The organism is Enterococcus sp. MMGLQ5-1 (assembly GCF_013155265.1).
In the GTDB taxonomy this organism is placed as follows: Bacteria; Bacillota; Bacilli; order Lactobacillales; family Streptococcaceae; genus MMGLQ5-1.
Genome location: NZ_JABJXU010000010.1, coordinates 96,489 through 118,338, shown reverse-complemented (window position 1 = coordinate 118,338; position 21,850 = coordinate 96,489). Strand labels below are relative to the sequence as shown.

Annotated in this window: 19 protein-coding genes; 8 read left to right on the top strand and 11 right to left on the bottom strand. The window is 36.2% G+C overall.

All coding sequences use genetic code 11. From position 1 onward, the window contains the following. Window positions 1-252 precede the first annotated feature (252 nt). Together ndk and HOY35_RS10745 are read left to right on the top strand one after the other, a co-directional pair. Window positions 253-687, top strand: a complete 435-nt coding sequence (gene ndk / locus HOY35_RS10750; RefSeq protein WP_172213352.1) for a nucleoside-diphosphate kinase — start codon at window positions 253-255, stop codon at window positions 685-687. Continuing rightward, a complete protein-coding gene (locus tag HOY35_RS10745; protein WP_172213354.1) occupies window positions 680-1,345 on the top strand; it encodes a hypothetical protein in 666 nt (221 codons plus the stop codon). Before ndk ends, HOY35_RS10745 begins: the two co-directional genes overlap by 8 nt. 73 nt (window positions 1,346-1,418) lie before the next feature. Here the strand turns inward: HOY35_RS10745 and mscL are convergent, their stop codons facing one another. Further along, window positions 1,419-1,823, bottom strand: a complete 405-nt coding sequence (gene mscL / locus HOY35_RS10740) for a large conductance mechanosensitive channel protein MscL (protein WP_172213356.1) — start codon at window positions 1,821-1,823, stop codon at window positions 1,419-1,421. A gap of 197 nt (window positions 1,824-2,020) precedes the next feature. Here mscL and HOY35_RS10735 point away from each other — a divergent pair, with 197 nt between their 5' ends. The 4 genes from HOY35_RS10735 to pgsA all read left to right on the top strand — a co-directional run bounded on the left by HOY35_RS10735 (window position 2,021) and on the right by pgsA (window position 6,430). Further along, window positions 2,021-3,271 (top strand): pitrilysin family protein, encoded by a 1,251-nt coding sequence (locus HOY35_RS10735; RefSeq protein ID WP_172213358.1) that lies wholly within the window; start codon window positions 2,021-2,023, stop codon window positions 3,269-3,271. Then, window positions 3,268-4,581, top strand: a complete 1,314-nt coding sequence (locus tag HOY35_RS10730) for a pitrilysin family protein (protein WP_172213360.1) — start codon at window positions 3,268-3,270, stop codon at window positions 4,579-4,581. The genes HOY35_RS10735 and HOY35_RS10730 overlap by 4 nt, the downstream gene beginning before the upstream one ends. A 255-nt stretch (window positions 4,582-4,836) precedes the next feature. Next, window positions 4,837-5,817, top strand: coding sequence for a helix-turn-helix domain-containing protein (locus HOY35_RS10725; RefSeq protein ID WP_172213362.1), 981 nt, complete (start codon window positions 4,837-4,839; stop codon window positions 5,815-5,817). Window positions 5,818-5,845: 28 nt separating this feature from the next. Further along, window positions 5,846-6,430, top strand: a complete 585-nt coding sequence (pgsA, locus tag HOY35_RS10720; protein WP_283770057.1) for a CDP-diacylglycerol--glycerol-3-phosphate 3-phosphatidyltransferase — start codon at window positions 5,846-5,848, stop codon at window positions 6,428-6,430. Between the two features lie 92 nt (window positions 6,431-6,522). Here the strand turns inward: pgsA and HOY35_RS10715 are convergent, their stop codons facing one another. The 6 genes from HOY35_RS10715 to HOY35_RS10690 all read right to left on the bottom strand — a co-directional run bounded on the left by HOY35_RS10715 (window position 6,523) and on the right by HOY35_RS10690 (window position 15,085). Then, on the bottom strand, window positions 6,523-7,260 hold the full coding sequence (locus tag HOY35_RS10715) for a GntR family transcriptional regulator (RefSeq protein WP_172213364.1): 738 nt from the start codon (window positions 7,258-7,260) through the stop codon (window positions 6,523-6,525). Window positions 7,261-7,684: 424 nt separating this feature from the next. Beyond that, window positions 7,685-8,659 (bottom strand): glycyl-radical enzyme activating protein, encoded by a 975-nt coding sequence (locus tag HOY35_RS10710; protein ID WP_172213366.1) that lies wholly within the window; start codon window positions 8,657-8,659, stop codon window positions 7,685-7,687. 20 nt (window positions 8,660-8,679) lie between these two features. Continuing rightward, a complete protein-coding gene (locus tag HOY35_RS10705) occupies window positions 8,680-11,028 on the bottom strand; it encodes a pyruvate formate lyase family protein (protein ID WP_172213368.1) in 2,349 nt (782 codons plus the stop codon). Window positions 11,029-11,046: 18 nt separating this feature from the next. Continuing rightward, window positions 11,047-12,243 (bottom strand): sugar MFS transporter, encoded by a 1,197-nt coding sequence (locus HOY35_RS10700; RefSeq protein WP_172213370.1) that lies wholly within the window; start codon window positions 12,241-12,243, stop codon window positions 11,047-11,049. A 23-nt stretch (window positions 12,244-12,266) separates the two neighbouring features. Further along, window positions 12,267-13,706, bottom strand: coding sequence for an aldehyde dehydrogenase (locus HOY35_RS10695; protein WP_172213372.1), 1,440 nt, complete (start codon window positions 13,704-13,706; stop codon window positions 12,267-12,269). A 362-nt stretch (window positions 13,707-14,068) separates the two neighbouring features. Further along, window positions 14,069-15,085, bottom strand: a complete 1,017-nt coding sequence (locus HOY35_RS10690; protein ID WP_172213374.1) for a LacI family DNA-binding transcriptional regulator — start codon at window positions 15,083-15,085, stop codon at window positions 14,069-14,071. Window positions 15,086-15,260: 175 nt separating this feature from the next. Here HOY35_RS10690 and HOY35_RS10685 point away from each other — a divergent pair, with 175 nt between their 5' ends. Beyond that, window positions 15,261-16,289 carry a zinc-binding dehydrogenase gene (locus HOY35_RS10685; protein ID WP_172213376.1) on the top strand — a complete coding sequence of 343 codons (1,029 nt, stop codon included), beginning with the start codon at window positions 15,261-15,263 and terminating at the stop codon, window positions 16,287-16,289. Window positions 16,290-16,648: 359 nt separating this feature from the next. Here HOY35_RS10685 and HOY35_RS10680 read toward each other — a convergent pair whose 3' ends face one another. Genes HOY35_RS10680 through HOY35_RS10665 form a run of 4 tightly spaced genes read right to left on the bottom strand, consistent with a single transcriptional unit; the run spans window position 16,649 to window position 20,277 of the window. Beyond that, complete coding sequence (locus HOY35_RS10680; protein ID WP_172213379.1) at window positions 16,649-17,764, bottom strand: 4-hydroxybutyrate dehydrogenase; 1,116 nt, start codon at window positions 17,762-17,764, stop codon at window positions 16,649-16,651. Window positions 17,765-17,792: 28 nt separating this feature from the next. Continuing rightward, window positions 17,793-18,758, bottom strand: a complete 966-nt coding sequence (locus tag HOY35_RS10675; protein WP_172213381.1) for a transketolase family protein — start codon at window positions 18,756-18,758, stop codon at window positions 17,793-17,795. A gap of 27 nt (window positions 18,759-18,785) precedes the next feature. Further along, window positions 18,786-19,433 carry a fructose-6-phosphate aldolase gene (fsa, locus tag HOY35_RS10670; RefSeq protein ID WP_172213383.1) on the bottom strand — a complete coding sequence of 216 codons (648 nt, stop codon included), beginning with the start codon at window positions 19,431-19,433 and terminating at the stop codon, window positions 18,786-18,788. Between the two features lie 31 nt (window positions 19,434-19,464). Next, window positions 19,465-20,277, bottom strand: coding sequence for a transketolase (locus tag HOY35_RS10665; protein ID WP_349627509.1), 813 nt, complete (start codon window positions 20,275-20,277; stop codon window positions 19,465-19,467). 397 nt (window positions 20,278-20,674) lie between these two features. Here HOY35_RS10665 and HOY35_RS10660 point away from each other — a divergent pair, with 397 nt between their 5' ends. Next, on the top strand, window positions 20,675-21,847 hold the full coding sequence (locus tag HOY35_RS10660; RefSeq protein ID WP_172213387.1) for an iron-containing alcohol dehydrogenase: 1,173 nt from the start codon (window positions 20,675-20,677) through the stop codon (window positions 21,845-21,847). Window positions 21,848-21,850: the final 3 nt, after the last annotated feature.

Here is a 21,850-nt window from a genome sequence, read left to right as displayed (position 1 = left end):
CTTTTAATTGTCAATCTTTTTTTAAATCTTTTTTTAAAAGTTTTTTTTGCTTTCGCCTTTTCCTGCGACAGCTTTCTTATAATAGCAAATCTTATTTTTACAGTCAACTCATTTTTTAACTTTTTTTGTAAAAATATTTCAATAAATATTTTTTAGACTTATTCTAAATTTTAAGTTAGATTAAATTAGCGCTACACCACTTCATCATTTTTTGTTAAAATACTATAGTAAAGATGTTTAAAAGGAGGACGTATGGCAGAGCAAACTTTAATATTGATTAAACCAGATGGTGTTAATAGAGGATTGATTGGGAAGGTGATTTCACGAATTGAGCAAAAGGGGTATCAAATTATCAACCTTAAAACAGCCTTAGCAGACGAAACTACTTTGAAGGCACATTATAACGCACTTTGCGATCAACCATACTTTCCAGGTATTGTTGAATATATGATGGAAGGACCTATGGTAGCAATTATCGCGGAGGGCACCGAAGTAGTTAAAGGTTTCAGGGCAATCAGCGGGCCAACTAATCCGACAATGGCACCTCCCGGAACAATTCGTGGAGATTTCGGACGTTCATGGCATACAGGTGCAATCCGGAATATTGTTCATGGTTCGGATTCACCTGAAAATGCGCAGCGTGAAATCAAATTATGGTTTCCAGAGCTAGTCTCTCAATATGTATAACGAGAATCGATTATCAACCACACAAAGTATTTTTTTCTTGCTAATCTCTCTCTTGATGAATGCATTGGGTAATGGATTAACTGTTGCAACAAATATGGGCAGTCCTGTTTGGACTGCCAGTGCTGCCAACATTGCCTATTTTTCTAATGTATCAATAGGCACTGTACTCGTATTATACGGGCTGCTCCAAATTGTTATAAACTGCTTCTTACTATATGAAATCAATTTGCGTAGAATTATCGGCAACCTAATTTTCATTGGTTTTTTTGGACCACTAGTTGCAGTATCCAAAAATTTTTTCCTTACTTATCTTCATGTCGCTTTTGCGCCATTATACTTTAAAATCATTCTAGCCTTTATTGGTGTGACAATGGTAGCAATCGCTGTTTCTATTTACCAGCGTGTCAATCTGATTCTACATCCAGGTGATGAAATGACTAACATTATTCGTTTCAAATATACTAATGGCAACGCTCAGACGGCACAATTAATCAATTTTTTAATTCCAGCTATCATTATTTTATTAATTGGCATCGCTGAGCATCACTTAGTTGCAGTAAATATTGGTACTGTTTTCGCACTATTCGGGCAAGGAATCATTATCGGTATAGCTGATCGTTCAGTTTTTCCAAAGCTTTCTCATTATCATCATTATTAGAGCAATCACTCTTTCACAAACAAAAAACCTCATCTATTTTACTTTCGTAAATAAATTAGATGAGGTTTTCAATTTAATTAGCTTTTTTATCCTTTTCAAGCAGTAGTTTAATATCTTGTAGTAAATCAACTTCGGTAACTGGCGCTTGCTCAACCACTTCTGGCTTATGACCAAATGATTTGGCTTTATTGAACGCTTTAACAATTAAAAAGAGGACAATACCAGTAATCAAAAATGTAATAAGTGCAGAAATCAAATCTCCGAATTTAAATTGAATACCATTGTAATCAACTGTCAAGCCAGAAAAGGTTGTTGACTTGCTACCAGTTGCTAGAAAAATGATTAAAGTAATCAAGGGTGTGATAAGACTCTCAACAACAGATTTAACAACTGCCGTAAAGGCGCCCCCGATTACAACACCAACAGCTAAATCTACGACACTGCCTTGCATAATAAATGCTTTAAATTCTTTAATCATATCAATTCTCCTTTATTTTATAATACCTTTTTATTATAGCTTAATTTGTTATTTTTTTAAAAAAATAGCTCTAATTTTTTACTTTATTATTTTTTTATTGGTAAAATGTTATTGATTAGGAAGAAAAAATGATGCAATAATGACATATATATAACTATCCTATACTATTTTATAACAATAATAGATTGGAGATTTTGATGAGATTAGACTCAGGTATCAATTTAAACATTTTAAATACCAACAAATTCAAAACAGTACAAATTATTATTCGTTTTGAAACAAAAATTGAAGAAGAGATTTTTGCAAAAAGAGCATTATTAACCTGCTTATTTGAAAGGAATAATAAGGATTATCCCGATAACAAGCGCTTTGAAGAAAAGCTTGATACGCTTTATGGGGCAAAATTTTCAGCTACCGTTGAAAAAAAGGGTGAGCTACATTGCTTGTCACTCAATCTAAAGCTAATCAATGGACGATTTGTCAATGAACCAAATTTAGTCAATGAAGGCATTAAATTCCTCAAATCCGTTTTATTCGCACCTAATATCGATGAAAATCATTTTAATGAGACAACTTTTGAGCTAGAGAAAAAAAATTTAATCCAATTCGTAGAAAGTAGCATTGAAGATAATGCATATTATGCCAAGCAGCAGCTCAAAAAAACATTTTTCAAGCAAGCAAGACACTACTTATCAAGCTATGGAAATAAAGAGCTGATTGAAAGGGAGGATGCCGTTTCGGTCTATCATTACTATCAAACTATGTTGAAGGAGGATCAGGTTGAAATATTGGTTTGTGGCGAGGTCGATGACCAAAAAATAATTGCGGCATTCTCAAAGTTTCCTTTCAAAAAAGGGAGGTCCACTCAGGCGTTCGAGACAGTGGATGAAGGTAAGCAAAATATCATTACAGAAAAGGTCGAGTCTAAAAAGGCAAGTCAATCAATATTAAACCTCGGCTATTATGTTCCTGTAGATATAATTAGCCATGATTACTTTGCATTACAAGCCTTTAACGGCTTGTTCGGCGGTTTCGCTCATTCAAAATTGTTTCAAAATATCCGAGAAAAGCAAGGCTTAGCCTATTACGCAGATTCATCTATTGATATCATGCAACATTTTCTTTTTGTTGAAGCTGGCATTGAACAGCAAAATAGAAATTTGGCTTTAAAGCTCATCAATCAGCAGCTCAGGGAAATCCAATTAGGTCACTTTTCTGATCAAGAGCTGTTACAGACTAGCCTATTATTAAAAAATATTTATCAACAGGGCCTCGACTCGCAAAGAGCTCTAATCGAACGCTTATATCTTTCATTGAAAATGCCCAATTTATTACCAAATGATCAATGGCTTGAGGCCTTTGCTAAGGTTAGCAAAGAAGATGTCATTCGGATTGCCCGCCAAGTCGAGCTACAGGCAGTTTATTTTTTAGAAGGGACAGCGGATTGAAAAAAAAGACCTACTCAAATTTAAACGAATCAATTTATAGTAAAACCCTGTTCAATGGCCTTCAAGTGTTCTTACTACCAAAATCCGATTTCCATAAAACCTATGCACTTTTCACAACGGATTATGGTTCAATTGACACCTCGTTTATTCCAATCAATCAAACAAAACCATTCAGAGCTCCTGATGGCGTGGCTCACTTTTTGGAGCACAAGCTTTTTGAAAAAGAAAATTATGACGCTTTTGATTTATTTTCCAATCTCGGCGCCTCTAGCAACGCCTTTACAAGCTTCACCAAAACAAGCTATCTTTTTTCTACAATTGAAAACAGCTACCAAAGCATTGAATTATTACTGGATTTTGTACAAACACCCTATTTTTCAAAGGCTTCAATTGAAAAGGAAAAGGGAATCATCAAACAAGAAATCCAGATGTATCTTGATGACCCAAATTGGTGTTTATTTTTCGGTCTATTGAAAAATTTATATCCTAACCAGCCATTAAGCGTTGATATTGCTGGATCTGTAGAGAGCATCACAAATATTTCAGTAAATGATCTTTATACCTGCTATGAAACATTTTATCAGCCTAGCAATATGACTTTGTTTATCACAGGGCCTTTTATTCCCGAGGAAATGATGAAATATATTGAAATTAATCAATTCTCAAAAAAACTCCCAAAACCAGCAGAAATAAAACGAATCGCTCCAGTCTCTAAGCAAAAAGTAATTCAGTCTAGCAGCTACCAAATGTCAGTTGCACAACCAAAAATGATTATCGGTTTTAAGGGTAATGACGCTTTATCGCATCTTTCCCCCGAAAACTTACTAGACTATAAGCTATCCTTGACCTTCGCTTTGCAATTACTTTTTTCTGAAAGTTCAGCAAATTATCAAAGATTATATCAAAAAGCACTAATTGATGATTCGTTTGATGCCGGCTTCAATTTGGATCGAACCTTTCATTTTATTGAAATTTACTCTGATACAAATTCACCAGCAAAGCTAGCTGAAATACTTGAAAAAATGATTTTTAAATTTCAAAATTCAGCGGATTGGACTGACTATCATTTAAATATCATTAAGAAGAAAACAATTGGCAAAACAATCGCTTCGCTTAATTCTCTTGAATACATTGCCAATCAATTTTCACAGAATCTATTCGGTGAAAAAACTATTTTCGATTTACCCGAAGTCATTAATTCGATTGATTTAGAAATGGTAACAGGATATTTTGAGCAATTTTTGATTACGGCAGAAAAATCTGTTTTCACCATTATGCCTGAAAATATTTCAGAAGCTACTAATGATTGACCATTGTAATATTCTCTACTCTTTTATGACAAAAAGATTTCTAAAGTATTTATTTTTTGTTACAAATAATATTTCATTTCAATTACATTTTCCTTAAAAATCTTAATTTTTCGTTAAAATGTCTGATATTATCCAATTATATTATGATTTATACTAAATCTATGCTATATTTAGAATGCACGGCTCGAATCGTGACCCTGTCATAATATTGACATATTTTGAAATAATTTTGTAAAGATAAAGAGGAGAATTACGATGCAACATACAATAGGCGAAGTATTAAAATCAGAAAGAAAAAGACAAAATCTAACACTAGATGATATTCAACAAAAATCGAAGGTCCAAAAAAGATATTTACAATTAATCGAAAATGATCAGTTTGATTTGCTGCCTAGCGCTTTTTATACACGTGCATTTATTCGCCAATACGCTAGAGCTTTAAGCATTCCAGATGCACCCCTAGTTGACGCATTCACTAATGAAGATTTAGTTGATCTTGAGGCTGAAGCCAATCAATCTGATAAAGCAATTCAAATACCAAGCGAAAAAAAAATTAACGACGCAGGAATGGTAGAAAAGCAGATTGATCACGATAATATAGAAATAGCAGCTGAAAAGCAGAGTAAAAAACAGCCTTCTCGTGTAACTAGGCATCCAAGGTCATGGCTTGATCATTTACCAGCCATTATCTTAAGCTTATTTGCAATTGTCATTATCGCAGTTGTGATTTTAGTTGTCGTTCAGCAAAATAGCGGCAATGATACTTCAAATAGTAGCTATTCAGTTGTTTCATCTTCAGAGTCATCAACGCAAAGCCAAGCTAGCTCATCTGCTTCAACTGCAGCTTCGTCTTCAGAAGAAGCTGTTAAGGAGAACCAAATTAAAATCGCAAGTACTGAAAGTAATACAATTACTGTTACAGCGACTGATGTAACAGAGCCTGCAAAGCTAACCATTACCGCATCAGATACAGGCAGAAGCTGGGTAAGTATTCTAGATAATACAACACAAGCTAATTTATTAGGATATACTGGAACAAATGGTAATGTCATCGGCAACGGCGAAGCAGGCGGAATGACTCAAGAGGCAACATTAAGTAATACAAACCAATCCGTTAAGGTGACAATCGGAAACAAACCAAATATCGCTGTTACCTTAAATGGTCAAGCCATCGATTTAACTAGCACGACTAATACTGTTGTCTATCTAGTAATCAATATTTCTTATAAATCATAATAAATTACGAAATTCAAAGGAGTTTGTCTTGAAAAAAAATAATTTGCCTAACCAGCTAACCATGCTAAGAATCTTTTTAATCCCTGTTTTCATCATTTTTCTTAGTATTCCGTTTAATTTAGGCACATTGACATTTGGAAACATCGATTTACCAATTGCACAATTAATCGCAACAATAATTTTTGCAATTGCGAGCTTTACCGACTGGCTTGATGGTTTTCTGGCGCGACGCTGGCATATCGTATCAAATTTTGGTAAATTTGCTGATCCACTAGCTGATAAAATGCTAGTGATGACTGCATTTATTTTTCTAGTTCCCTTAGAAAAGGCGCCTGCTTGGGTTATCGCAATCATTATCTGTCGAGAATTAGCAGTGACTGGCTTGAGGCTATTGATTGTTGAACAAAATGGTGCTGTTTTAGCAGCAGCCTGGCCAGGAAAAATCAAAACTGCAACACAAATGTTTGCCATTATTTTCTTGTTATTGAATAACATACCATTCGGCACAATCAGAATTGATTTAATTCTTTTATATCTTTGTTTGATTTTTACAATTTACTCTGGCTATGATTACTTCGCTAAAAATATCGATGTTTTTAAAAATGCCGATTAACTCCATCAACCATCCAGACTGATAAGCATAAACATCTAAATTCCATACAATAAAACACTAAGAAACCATCAATATCGTTTCTTAGTGTTTTATTATTTATCCAGCTTCAGTATTTTTTCACCAGTTTCAGATTCTTCCCAAGCAATCGCTTGTTCAATCGGATTAATAGATTGATTTAAAAAGAAACCCGGAGGAAAGTCGCTACCAAGCGCATAGAAGGAAGCTAGGTGATCTGTAATAATAGCAATCGCTTCACTCTCTTTATGATCTGAGAGTGCTTGAACTAATTCATAATGCTGCTTTAATTGTCTTTTTTCATCACTATTTGGATTTGGATGATGAATCATGATAAATTGAATGCTTAAGTACAAGCTTTTTTGAATTTTTACCAAGCTAGAATTTTTACTTATATTCGATAAGGCCAAATGAAAATCACAGTCCGCTTGACTTCTTAGCAATAAATCACCATCAATTGAAGCACGCTCACATGCCTTCGCCAGATCCAGCATCTTAATAAAATCAAGCTGACTGCCATGTAACGAGGCCAAACGCACCGCCAAGGTATCCAAGGCTAAACGTACTGCTCCAATATTTTGTATCTCTTTGATTGAATAATCCTTGACCTGCGCAAAGCGCTTTGGAAATATTTCAATTAAGCCTTCATTTTCCAATCGCTTCATCGCATCCCTCACTGGTGTTCTACTCACATTTAACTGCTCAGCAATTTTTAATTCAGGAATGCGCTCTCCAGGCATAATTTTCTTAGTCAAAATCATATTTAATAGGTGTTCATAGCTTTCCTCGCTTGAAGCCTTCTTACCTTTTACCATAACTCCTCCTTACTTTTTTTAATATTTTTCATAGATAAGTAATTATTATAATATTATACTTAATAAAATATTATTTTGCAATTTAAATACAAACCAATATTTATGGATACAATTTTAAATATTGTCTTTGTATTCAGTTATCATAAAAGGGGCTTGACATCAGTCCACCCCTCTTTATTTAATATTTTCGAATCACAGGCTTTACACGCCAGAAAAGCACAATATAAAAATAGCACTATAAAGATTTTAAATCGTTTTCCGTCTAGCCTGTTATATAAAATAATAAAGCGAGAAACAAGTACAGCTCGCACTTTGAAAAAAATTACCAAAGTCAATAAATGCAAACTTAGCTTGTTTCTCACCTTCCTATCGAATCAATTTAATACCCATTTTTACATCTCTAAACGCCTTTTTTACAAAAATATCAATAGCAAATTTTATTAACCGTCGTGTTAGAAACACCGACCTTTGCTGCAATATTTGAACCACCTACATCAACGCTAAAGCCATAGGATTCGGCAATGCTTTTATAATAATCTGCCGTCTCTTTGCTACATTCTTCCATCGTTTCTAGCTCATAGTCCTCATCAACCAATTCATATTTTGTCATCCCAAACTGATGAAATGGTAAAATGTTAATTTCACCACCAAAGTCTAATGTTGATAAATAATTCATCATTTTGGTGAATTCTTCTCCGTCATTGACACTTGGAATTAAAGGAATCCGGATAACGATTCGTGTTCCAGAATCAATTACAGTTTGCAGGTTACGCTTAATTAATCGATTAGATACACCAGTTGCTTCACGATGAACCAATTCTGTATCAGCCTTAAAATCAAATAGAAAGACATCAACAAACGGTATTAATTCAACCAATGATTTTGTATTACAATAACCACTTGTTTCGAGTGCTGTAGAAATACCAATTGCTTGAAACTTTTGAAAAACGGCTTTTAGATAGGCAATATGAACGGTCGGTTCACCACCACTAATCGTAATGCCACCATTGGTATTTCTGAAAAAGACCTCATCTTTCATAACCTCTTCAAATAACGCTTCCGCAGTCATCCGCCGGCCACACATCTTACGTGCACCCACCAAACAAACCTTGGCACAGGCACCACAATCATCGCAGTTCGTTCGATCAAAAATGATTTTCCCAGTCACTTTGTCTGCTGTAATACAACCTTTAGGACAAACATCAACACAAGCACCACAATGCCTGCATTCATCAGCGGCATAAAGTAACACTGATTTATCTCTCAAATTCTCTGGATTTTGGCACCATTTACAGCGCAGAGGACACCCCATTAAAAAAACTGTCGTTCTTAGACCCGGTCCATCATGAATACAACCCTTTTGGATATTTGCTACAAATGCACTTAATTCACTTTTCACAAAACATCCTCCTATTCCGATTATCTACTAAAACGTTGAATCACATTTTCTTGCTGTTTTGGCGCCATAGCAATAAAGTAAGCAGATAAGCCACCCATGCGAACCTTAAGATCTTTATGATTTTCTGGATGAATTCTTGCATCCTCTAATTCTTCAATGCTAGTTGTTGTAAATGTACCAATCTGACCACCAAGATCACAGAATGAACGAAGTACGCCTTTCATTCTCATCGTACCAATTTCACCGCTAAAATCATTTGAATTCAACGAAAGGTCCATTGGACAGCCACAGAAATAACGTAATAAATCAGGTTTAGTTGCACTCTTGATCACCGCAGTCGTACCTTCAACATCAACACCAGCAGTTGGTGAATAGTTAGGCGCTAATGGTTCACCAGAATATCTGCCGTCAGCAGTTGCAGAGAGATTACGCCCTAATGCTGAATAATTTTCAAAGGTACCAATGCCACATGGCAATAATAGTTTATCTTGTTTAGTGCGCCACGAAACAACATATTCTTCAAAATCCTTCATCACATCAGTTAAAATTTCATCCACATAATCATCATCATTACCAAATTTAGGTACACGGTTGCTTGCCTTTAATTGTAAATCCTCATAACCGACCCAGTTATTTTCAATCGCGTTTTTAAAGTCTTCTAAAGTTGCGTCCTGATCCTCAAAGACTAATTTCTTAATTGCTGCAAGTGAATCAACAACATTAGAAAGTCCTGTAATCAATGGTAAATGGAAGGTATAAGGCACTGTGTTGACATCCGTTAAATCGCGTCCCTTTTCAATACAACCCTCAAAAATAGTTGAAATTAAAGGATCTGGTGCAATCATTTTAGACAAACCAAGATTTTCTAAACGTTTTTCAATCTGCTCATCTATTTGTGAATTGACTTGCTTGCAATACGCTTGATAAAAAGCTTCATAGGTTTCATATTGTGATACTGGTCCTAGATCCAAGCCTTCTTGGTCACCAGTTAATAAGGTAGTACCTTGCGTAAATACCCATTCTAAAGCACGCGTATTCATAACATGTGCATAGGTAAAGTGACTCTTACCTGGAATCAAGCATTCCCAGCAGCCATCATTACTATAATCGCGGGCATCCTCCAAAGGAATACCTAGCTCTACAAAGCCCGGAATAATGGCATCATCATTGTAGATAGCCGGTTCACCGTCACTTTTTTTCAAGCATTCAGCAAGCTGCTCCCAGAACCAATCAGGTGTTTTAGAAGAAACACGCGCTGATAAGGTTGGCATTAATAAGTCCATTTCAAAGCGCAAGCGAACCATTTCACTGGTAACCTTTGTCGTGCCGTCCTCGCCGTCTGGGCGTAAGCCACCAACAATCATATTCATCAACCAGTCATTACCGGACTGTCCAAAATTAAAGTTTGCTTCACTATCATCATCCTCATGGTCCTGCCAGCCTAATCCACGAATATCGTAACCACCGGCCTCATGACCACCGCTTTCTTCCATACTTGAGCCAAATTGTGGTGGTACGCCTTGTGAGAATAAACCGTAATCATAATGATTTTCCCATTTTTTAGTATCTGTACAGATACGCTCATTACATTTCGCTAAGAATGAGCCAATTAAATCGGTTGCTTCCTCATCAGTGATTCTACCTGCATTAATATCCGCTTCATAGTATGGATACACAATTTGATCGGTACGGCCTAGCGGTACAAATTCACCACCACTATTAACTAAGCAATAGGTAAACCAGTAGGCTTGCAGGGCCTCATGGAAGGTTTCTGCTGGTAAATAAGGCACTTTACTGGTCACCTTATAAATTTCAAATAGTTCTTTACGACGCGTTTCATCAGCTTCCTCAAGACTCATTTTAAGCGCAGCATCTGAATGACGCTTGGCAAACGAAAGTACCCCCTCAATTGCAATTAGCATCGCCCGATACTCATTAATTGCTTCCTGATCTGGCGTTTCCCTTTCAAGCTCAACAAAAAGTTTTTCATTGATTTCTTCGATAATGCCTTTAAAACCAACTTTTAATACCTTATCCCATTTAGGTGGATGATGTCCCCAAACAGACTTCTCATTTAACTTGTAGTTTTCTGCCTTTCTTTCTTCTTCTTCAGTCGCATAGATTGGCAAGACCGATCCAAAGCCCACACTATTCATATTTGGATTACCAACAATGAGCTCATCTAGCTTAATATAGGCTGGTAAATGTTCCCCAATATAACGAGATGCCATCCCCTTTCTAACAACTAACGGCTCATCACGATTCTCATCGGTTACAATATTTGTATCCTTAAAATACCACGTTCCCGGCTCAACAAACTCCTCTTCAAACATTCTGCGTTTAATTCTTTTTAAGCGAATTGATAACATTAATTTTCCTCCAATTTTTTAATTATTCTTACTTCTCAAACCGATTAGATAAGAGAAAATGGTACAACATAATATTGAAATTGCGACAACATAAAACGAATTTTGCGTACCCAGTGCATCATTTAAAATACCAATGATTTGACTAACGACCATCGCAATCAGGGTACCAAACATTAAAATCAAGCCTGTTGCCATTGAAGTACGGTCCTTGAAAAAGCCACCAATTGTTGTGATGATTGTTGGAAAGATAGCTGAAAATGCAAAGCCACCAATCGCAAAAATAACAAGTCCACCTTGACCTAACGCAACACCAATAAATGAGGTTAAAGTTGCTACAAGACCGTAAATTAGAATACAGCGGAAATAACCAATTTTATCGGCGATAAAACCACTAAAAACTAAGCCAAGCGTTTTACAACCAAAAAAGAGAGCAATATATAACGAGCTTTGATCTGATGTCATTGCAAAAGAATCACTCATATAATTAACAAACCAGTTACCAATACCATACTCAGAAGCCAGATAAAATCCCGCTGCAGCAATATATAAATATAAAACGGGCGATTTCAAAACACTATTAGCTTTATCACCCGACTTAACAACCGGTTGAAATGGTATTTTCAAAAATATTAAATAGATAAACATCGCCAGAACGACAATCAGCATAAAGATAAAAAATGAACGCCAATTTATTCCTGTCGCCAAAAGCTTGCCTGAAATTAATTGTAATACTGTATTCCCTGCACCATACGAGCCATTAATTGCACTCATTAAAATCGCCGTTGAAGCAAGAGGTAAAGCCGGTCCAAGTGTATTAACACTAATATTAAACATCGCCATCCCCGTATTAAGTAAAAACATACTGACGATTAGCATTGCGAAATTGAGACAATTTACTAAAAATAAAATTGCTAAAATACTAAGTATAAAGCCAAGCATTAAAACCTTTTTATAACCAAATTTTTCAATTAGCATACCGCCTATATATTGAAAAACTGCGTATGCCAATAAGCTAGCGGTCATTACAAACCCGATCTGCGTGTTATTTACCAAAAATTCTGATTTAAAAGAGGGAACAAAAATCCCCTTGAAATTGTCGCTCATTGCAACAATTAAATATAACAGAATCAAAAAGGTAGAAATTGGCCAAACCTTAACCTTACTCTTAGCGACCCCTTTTACCGCACCTGTATTAACGATTGATTCATTTTCCATTTAATTCCTCCATTTTATATGACCTAATGGCCAAACCCTTTTAAGACAACATTTTTAATTTGACTATATTCATTTAAGGTTTCAGTCACACCTTCACGACCAATGCCTGTCATTTTAGGACCGCCAAATGGCATATGTGCTGACCGGTAATTACCAGTCCCCCCTATTACACAAGTCCCTGCTTCAATTTCATTGGCAACCTTCATAGCCACTGCCATTGAGGCAGTCATTACACCACTGGATAAGCCATAGCATGACGCATTTGCAATTTCAATTGCTTGCTCAACCGTATCAAAACCAATAATTGGAAAAACAGGACCAAAGATTTCCAAGTCCTTGGCAATCGCCATATCCGGTGTCACGTCTGTAATAACCGTCGGTTCAATAAAGGCATGATTAAAGCGTTTACCACCAAAAATCAAGCGTCCACCTGCTTCAAGCGTTTCATTAATTTGCTGTTCAACATTTTTTGCGGCCCGTTCACTAACCAAGGGACCATAAAAAGTTTTTGAATCTAATGGATCACCGACAACAAACTCTTTTAATTCATCAATTAATTGTTTTTCAAATTCGGCTTTTATTTTATTATGAACAATAAATCGCTTTGTCCCACAGCAAGTTTGTCCAGCATTACTTGCACGTCCAACAATTGATTGACCAACCGCTGCTGGAATATCCGCATCGTCAAAAATAATTAATGGATCATTACCGCCAAGCTCAAGCAAAACATGCGTCAAATTATTAGCTGCTTGCTTAGCTACCTGAATACCAACTGCCGTGCTACCTGTTACACTAATCAGGTCAATTTTTGAGCTTTCACTAAACCAATTACCAATTTCGCTGCCTCGCCCAGTGATTATTTGAATCGCCCCTGGATGAACACCTGCCTCGACTAAAAGCTTTGTCATCATAATATTGCCAAGCGGCGTTTCAGTTGCCGGCTTAACAACAACCGTATTCCCCATCACTAAAGCAGGTGCTACTTTATGCGCAAATAATTCAATCGGGTAGTTATAAGGCACAATTGAGACAACAACACCTAGTGGTTCAGGGTAATTAAAAATTACATCTCCAACAACTCGCTTTTCAGAGTCTCTTGGCATTACTTTACCAGAAAAATTACGAGCCTTTTCAGCATAGGCTCTAAAAACATTGATACAGGAATCTAGCTCATCTAAACATGACTGAAGCGTCTTTCCAGATTCATAACACACCATAGTAGAAATTTCTGTTTTATGCGCTCGCAATAGCTCAGCATAATTCATCAAGATATTTGAACGTTCAAAGATTGGAACGTCTCGCCAAGCTTTTTTAGCATCAACTGCATGATCTAATGCCTCTTGGATATCTTCAAATGTTGATTTTGGAACAGAATCAATTACTTGCTGCGTCGCAGGATTAGTAACATAAATTACCTCTCCATTGGAAGAATCACGTTCTTCTCCAGCGATTAACATTTTCATAGTCAATAACTCCTCTCGATAATTCAAACGTTTGAAAATAATAGAATAAACAAACATATTTAAAAATACTTTTGATAACTATTGTATACAATTAATACTAAAAAAATATTGCAACCGCTTACTTATCTTGTATTATAGGTAAATTTAGAGTAATAGTCAACTAAAATCAGTGAAATATTTTTGCTATATTAATTCAAACGTTTGAATTATAATAACAAACTAAAACCGCATTTGGTATCTATTCCTAATAAAAAACTACCATCAAATTAATGTTATCCAAAAATTTTAGCCCATATTATAAAAATAATTCAACAAAAAAACATCTTCTATGAGAGAAGATGTCAAAAAATTAACAAATAATGCTATTCAAGCTGCGCTACCGAGTCATTTTCAATCATTCGATGTTGAACATAGATATGTTTGTTATCACTTGATTGATCTTGATTGTCAATTCGTGCCACGAGCATATCAACTGCAATTTGCGCCAATAAATCAATCGGATCCTGAATCGTTGTTAAACGAGGTAATAGCATTTTGGAAATAGAAATACCGTCAAAGCCTGTAATAGAAATATCCTCAGGAATTCTTAGACCTGCATCACGTATCGCCAAATAAGCACTTGAGGCGCTGAATTCATTAATGCAGTGAATTGCAGTTGGTCGATTTGGCAATTCTATTAGCTTTTTAGCAGACAGATACAATGCTTGATTATCATGCTCACTTTCAACCACATAAGCCTCCCGAATAGGAATACTGGCACGCTTTAATGCACGATAATAGCCGTTTAAGCGGTGTTTTAAAACCGATATATCAAAACGATAGCCTAAAAAAGCAATATTTCGATGTCCCTTACCGATTAAATAATTAACAATCTCCTCGGTACCTTTTTCATCCGTCACATCAACACGATCAATACCAGCAATATCCGCCTGGATCGAAACCATATTTAAAAAACGCTTTGCCTGCTGAAACTCTGCCTCACAAGCATCCTCTCTTGTTCCAGCAATAATACAGCCTTCAGCCCGTGTCTCGATTAGCATTTTCAAAAAGTCAGACATTTTTTTAGCATCATCGTCAAAAATACACAATGTCAATATAAAGCCATGCCTAGAAAGCCTTTTTTCAACTTCATTAACCAATTCCGCAAAAAAAGGATTTAAAATATTTGGTACAAAAAATCCTATCGTGCGATAACCGCTCCTATTTTTAACACCTCGAGCCAATGCATTCGGAGAATAGCCAAGCTCCTCGGCAATTTTAATGACCCTATCCCTTGTCGCAGCTTTAAAATTATCTTTACCACTTAATATTTTAGAAACACTACTAATAGATAATCCGGCTTTTTGTGCAACATCTTTTAATGTGACGTATTCCTTCATGAGCTTCTCCTAACCAAACTTGATAAAAGTATAGCATAGGCAAATAATCAGAGCAATTTTTTAAATTATTAATGATTTTGCTATTGACATCTAAGTGTATTTTATTTATATTAATTGTATACAATTAATATAAAATGTGTACCTTACTTAATTAGAAAATTGGAAGTGACCAAAAATGAAAAGTGCTCTATTTATTGAACCAAATAATGTACAATTTACGCAACAAGAAATGCCAGTTTTAGAATCAAACGAAGCCCTAATCAAGGTTAAATATGCAGGTATTTGTGGCTCAGATATTCATGTCTACCAAGGACACCACGCCACCGCTACTTATCCTAGAATTCCAGGACATGAATTTGTCGGAGAATTGATTGATTTTCAAGGTAAAATGAAAAATGGAATTGAAATCGGAGATGCTGTGGTCGCACAACCATTCTTTTCCTGCGGCAATTGTCCATCATGTATCACAGGATATGATAATGTTTGTGAAGAACTCAAAATTTTGGGTATCCATGTAGAGGGTACTTTTGCTGAATATGTTAAAGTCCCAATTAAAAAGCTCTATAAAGTTAGAAAAGATATGGATATGAGATTAGCTGCAATGGCTGAGCCTTTAGCAGTAGCCGTCCATGATGTAATGACTGCAAAGCTAGAAATTGGTGATAAAGTGCTCGTATCTGGTGGCGGCCCAATCGGTATGTTAATTGCAGTTGTTGCCAAACATGCTGGTGCAGAGGTTACGATTAGCGAAGTTAGCGATTATCGTTTAAATTACGCTAAGAATATGGGCTTCAATATTGTTAATCCAATTAAGGATTCGCTTAAAGAATATGCTAAAACAATAAATGATGGCACTGGATTCGATACCGTTTTTGAAACTTCTGGTGTGGCAAGCTCTATTTTAGCTTCAACAGCGGCTGTTAAAATTCGTGGTAAGGTTATCATTATTGGCATCGCCAAAGAAAACTGTCCTTTCAGTACAAACGATGTTTACTCTAAAGAATTACAAATTTTAGGTGTTCGTGTTCATTCGCAATATGCCTTCGCAAGAGCAGTATCGCTATTGGATGCTGGTGTTTTAGACGAAGATTTATATCAAATTTTAGATGATAAAATCTACCCACTTGAAGAGGTAGAGGCTGCATTGAAATATTGTATTGAAGATATTAATCACTTTAAAACTTTAATTTCTATTAATAGTTAATAAGTGAAATTGATTTAAAGATAATTCGTTTATTTGAGGTGATACCCCTTATCACCCAATTAATATTAATCACTCCTAGCCAAATTCTCTTGCCATTGAGTTTAGCTAGGAGTGATTTTTTTTATTATTTGCTTAAATTTAAGCCCAATTTATTATTTTCATCTATCATTTAATCCTATTACGGTAACTCATATCTTCAATTTTCTCCGAACTAATCTTATAGTAAGTAGCATTTCACAAAAAAATAAGCTTATTAAAATGTTTCTTGATTAATAAGCTTATATTCTTATTTATAATTATCATTGCTTTATTTTTACTGATTTTCAAAGGAGGTGATTAGCGTAAATTAGTAATAATAATTAATAAATGGATTGATAAATTTTTAATACTTGTGCTTCATCTAAAGGATAAAAACTATTACCTAACAAACGCTGCTGCTCTTGAATGACATTTTTAGCAAATTCTGACAGCTCAACTTCTTGAACACCATATTCTTTCATTGATTGCTTAGGTAAGATTTGATCTAAAAGACTGTCCAAGGCAATATAAACGTCTTCAATTGGGCAGTTTAGCAATTCTGAAAGCAAATGATTTAAGTCAACGACAGCGCCTGAATTATCTTTTTCAACATAATGCTTGAGCACACCCGTAAAAATAACAAAGTTACTTTCACCATGTGCAACATGATAGGTGCCACCAAAGGGATAGCTCATGGCATGAACCGGACCACAGCCAGCCGTTCCAAAGGCCAAGCCGGCAAAGGTACTCGCTATCAGAAAATCCTTCATTAAGCTTGGCATCACCTGTTCCCCTTCAGCAACAATTCGTTGAAAACCATTAATAATTTTACGAATCGCTGCGTAGGAAAACAATCTAGTAAACTCAGTCGCCTTTGGTGAAACAGCTGATTCAGTAGCGTGCACTAAGGCATCAATCGAGCTCGTTGCAAAGACATATTTTGGCAAACCATTTAACAGCTCTGGCACTAAAATTGCTTGTGCTGGAAACATTTCGGGTGAGACTAAGCCCATTTTGGTACCTAAGCGCAGTCGATTAACAACTGCAATATTAGTAACCTCACTACCTGTACCACAGGTTGTCGGCACTGCAAGCAGCGTCCTTTGACACTTAACCGTATCAATTTGCTCATAAAGCTCATCTAAGCTGCGATCATCAGTAACAGATAGAATCTTAGCAATATCTAAAACCGTCCCACCACCAATCGCAATGATGCGCTTATAATCGCCTTTTCTGACCTCTGCCATGATTTTACTAACCATTTCATCATTTGGTTCACCTGAGCCATATTGTCTTTGAAAGATAATTTTTGATTCAAATTCATAATTTTTTAAGAAATTTTCATAGACAGACTGGCTTGTGAAAATTAAGTCATCCACCTTGAACTGAGTTGCCGCGATAAATTCACTACAGCTATCATATTCAATAATCTGCGGTTTAAAAATAATTTCTTCCATAGCTAATTTGCTCCTTACATTTAAAATCCTATTTTCTAGCAATCGCTCTTTTGGCAGCCGCAACAATATCTGCAGCAGTCAAGCCCATTGTTTCTTTTAAATAATCAACCGAACCAACCTCACCAAAACGGTCTTTAACACCAACACGCTCTAAAGGTACTGGTTTATTTTCGGCTAATACCTCACTGACCGCACTACCCAAACCATTAATGATATTATGATTTTCTGCCGTCACAGCAGCACCTGTCTTGCTAACTGATTCAACAATACCAGCTATATCAATTGGTTTAATTGTAAAGACATTAATAACTTCAGCTGAAATACCTTCTTCAGCCAATTTTTTTGCTGCCAATATCGATTCAGAAACACAAATACCAGAAGCAAACAAGGTGACATCGTTACCCGCTTGAACTTTTGCAACCTTGCCAATTTCAAAGCTTGAGCCTTGCTGATAAACCTGCACCGCATTTTTACGTGACATTCTGATATAAAAAATACCTTTTAATGCTTTGGTCTGTCTTACCATATCTTCAAGCATCACAGCATCGGTTGGCTCAATTACTGTCACCTCAGGAATACCTCTTAGAATACCAATATCCTCAAAGGGCATATGTGTTGCACCATTAAACGCTGCGGTCACACCCGGATCACTACCGATAATTCTCACATTTGCCTTAGCAAAGGCACCGGATACAAAAATTTGATCGGCAATCCGTCGACTAGCAAAGCAAGCAAAAGTATGAACAAAGGGTACCATACCGACCGCCGACATACCAGCCGCAGTACCAAACATATTCGCTTCTTGAATCCCACAATCAATCACGCGGTTAGGAAATTCCTTAGCAAGAGGGACTAGACCAACAGAATTCATCAAATCAGCATCTAATGAAACTACCTTTTGATCTTCTCTTGCTAGCTCCGCTAAAGTCGACGCATAAACATCACGCATTGCCTTTTCTTCTGTTTTTAATTCCTCTATAATTTTATAAGTCATTATTTTGCCTCACTCTCTATCTACTAATCATGATTTTGTAAAGTTTTTCCAATCCTTCATAAATTGTGCTATCCCATTATCAGTCAATGGATGCGACCATAACTTAGGGAAAAGTGTGCCCGGAATAGTTGCAATATGACTACCCGCCAAAGCTGTTGTTTCTACGTGCTCAATATTGCGAATCGATGCCGAAATAATTTCTGCTGGATATTGATAAATATCTAAAACTTCACGTAATTCGGTTATTAATTGAATTCCTGAAACGCCGATATCATCTAAACGACCAACAAAGGGTGAAATAAAGGTCGCACCCGCTTTCGCTGCCATTAAGCCTTGCGCAACTGAGAAAATCAAAGTGACATTGGTTTTAATCCCTTCTTTGGACAGCGTATGAACTGCTTTTAAGCCGGCTTCAGTCATTGGAATTTTTACGACAATATTATCTGCCCATTGAGCAATCTCACGCGCTTCTTTCAGCATATTTTCTGTATCTAAGGCAATCACCTCTGCTGATACTGGACCATCAACTATCGTACAAATCTCTCTAATTACTGTTTCAAAATCCTTACCCTCACGACTAATAATAGTTGGATTAGTCGTCACACCGTCTACTAAACCTAACGCGTTAATACGCTTAATTTCCTCAATATTGGCTGTATCTAAAAAAAATTTCATCTTAAAGCTTGCTCCTTATTTCCATCATTTTTTATTTTGATAATTTTGAAATTGCTTCATCGCACTGTTCCTCTGTAAAGGTCATATGGTGATTGTAAAGCACACCTTCCGCAAAGGTACAATCCTTACCTTTTACAGTGTGTAGAACAATCATTGTTGGTTTGCCCTTATTTTCTTTAGCCAAATGAATTGCTGCGGTAATCGCTTTAGTGTCATGACCGTCTACCTCTAACGTGTACCAGCCAAATTCTCTAAATTTTTGTGCTAAATCACCTAAATCTAAAATATCTTTTGTATAGCCATCTAATTGCTGCTTATTATAGTCCACAAAAGCAATCAAATGATCTAACTCGTGCTGTGGTGCATAAAGTGCACCCTCCCAAATTTGTCCCTCATCACATTCACCATCACCAATTAGTAAATAAGTATAATTTGGCTTGCCTTGTATTTTAAGACCATGTGCAATGCCAATACCAGTAGACATACCTTGACCTAATGAACCAGTACTCATGTCAATCCCCGGTGTATTATTCCGATCACAATGACTTGGTAAACGCGTGCCATTTGTATTAATTGTCTTTAATTCTTCAACAGGAAAATAGCCTTTTAATGCCAATGTTGTATATAATCCAGGGCCTGCATGTCCTTTAGACATGACAAAATAATCACGTTCATCCCAGCTTGGATTTTGAGGATCAATTTTCATTTCACCTCCGTATAATACGGCAAATAAATCTGATGCTGACATTGCCCCACCAACGTGGCCAAAGCCCAGTCCCTTAAGCGCCTTCAAAGTTTCAATCCGAATGGTTTGCGCAAATGCTTTATATGACTCTTGTTTCACATTAATCATCCTTTCAATTTATCAATAATTAATCATAATGAATACATCCATAAATACTGCTACAACTTAAATACAATCATCAGTAAATCACGATATAATAGCTCCTTTCCATTACTTAGCTTTTAAGTTGTATCCTTTTATTAATAATTGTATACAATATTTGATTTTATTGTACTATCTATTTATGAAAGCGTCAACAATAATTTGTGAAATTTAAATATAATTTGGAAAAAAGCCTTTAATATCAATATTTATATGATAATAAAAAATATTTTGTCATTGATTGACATAAAAACGCATCCATGTTAAATTGTATACATTAAATATATTTTGTATATTTTTATTTTTTAAAAAAGCGAAAGGAGAAAGTAGTATACCGATACTACTAACAAATGAAATGAAATCTTTTGAATTTAGTTTTCCAACAAAGGTCATCATGGGAGAAGGTAGATTAAGTGAATTAGGGGCATTAGCTAAAGCGAGTGGCGAAAAGGCATTCTTAGTTTATGATCCATTTCTAAAGGGAAGTGAAACGCTAGAGAAAATCATCGCCAACCTGAAAAATAATGGAGTGGCGGTCATTGAATTTAATGATATTTCACCTAATCCACGCAATACTTCTATCGATGCAGGAACCGAATTATGCTTAAAGGAAAAATGTGATGTCGTTGTTGCTATCGGTGGTGGCAGTGCAATTGACTCGGCCAAGGCGAATGCATTGGTAGCAACGAATGGTGGCGAATGCTGGGAATATACTGAAAGAGCAGGCGAAGAGGTTACTCGCCCCACTAAACGTGGTTTGCCATTAATCGTTGTGCCAACTACAGCGGGAACTGGAACAGAAGCGACCAGCTTTGCAGTTGTCAATAATCCTGCCGAAAAACGTAAATGCACAATTATCACACCATACATCTATCCAGATATTGCCTTAGTTGATCCATTGATTATGACAACCATTCCTTCAATGATTACTGCCTTAACCGGCTTGGATACCTTTGCACATGCGCTTGAATCTTATATTAGTGTAAATGCAACACCAATCAGTGAAATGCTTTCGCTTTATTCAATCGAATTGTTCGCAAAAAGTATTCGTAAGGCGGTCAATGAAGGCGAAAACGTTGAGGCGCGCGATCAAATGGCCTTGGCCTGCGGCTTAGGTGGTGCTGCAATCGGCACAGCTGGCGTCACTTTACCACACGCCTTAGGACAGCCTCTTGGTGCATTGACCGATGCCCCACACGGTGGTACTCTAGCAGCCTGTTTCCCACAAATCATTGAATGGACTTTGCCTTATGCAGAAGACAAGCTATCTAAAGTTGCTGGTATTCTCGATCCAAGTCTAGACCGTGATTTATCTGATACAGAAAAATCTTCGCAGCTACCGCGTATTTTACGTGAACTTTATCAAGATTTGCATGTTGATGTTTCTTTTGGTAAATATGGCCTTAAGGAAAGTGAAATTGAAGCGCTAGCTGATTTGTGTTTTGTCGGTTTTCTACAAGATATCAAGGCTCATCCGAAACCAGTAACAAGAGAAGATGTTATTTATCTAATCAATAAGTGTATGTAAGAG